The sequence below is a fragment of the Burkholderia sp. Bp9004 genome (assembly GCF_003858025.1).
GTDB classification, from domain to species: Bacteria; Pseudomonadota; Gammaproteobacteria; order Burkholderiales; family Burkholderiaceae; genus Burkholderia; species Burkholderia diffusa.
On record NZ_QTQD01000102.1, the window covers coordinates 1 to 349 of the forward strand.

1 protein-coding gene is annotated in these 349 nt (G+C 65.0%); it reads right to left on the bottom strand.

Going from position 1 to position 349, the window contains the following annotated elements; translation table 11 throughout:
* Positions 1-349, bottom strand: a 349-nt coding sequence (locus tag DIE08_RS35340) for a DUF6531 domain-containing protein (RefSeq protein WP_148096109.1), incomplete at both ends; no start/stop codon positions are given.

Here is a 349-nt window from a genome sequence, read left to right on the forward strand (position 1 = left end):
CCAGCGTGAGGTCTTCGATGCGATCTTCATGGAACTGTCCGACCTTGGGCAGCGGGTAGTCGTGGCTGCGCCCGTCGACGCCGTGGTAGCGCAGGCCTTCGCCCACCACGTCGAAGCGCGTGGTGTATGGCGTGATCCAGCGCGCGCCCAGTGCGCCATCGTCGAAGTCTCCGAGACTGGAGCGGTAGGTACGCGTCCAGGCGATGGGAAATGGGCCGGGTAGCGTGAAGTCGGTGTGGCTGAGTGTTTCGCTGCCCGTGGCAAAGCTGATACTGCTGCCGGTGCCTGACGGCGCTCCGATCTTGCACACGTTGGCGTCTTGGTCGGCCGGGCGTTCTTTGACGCGTGC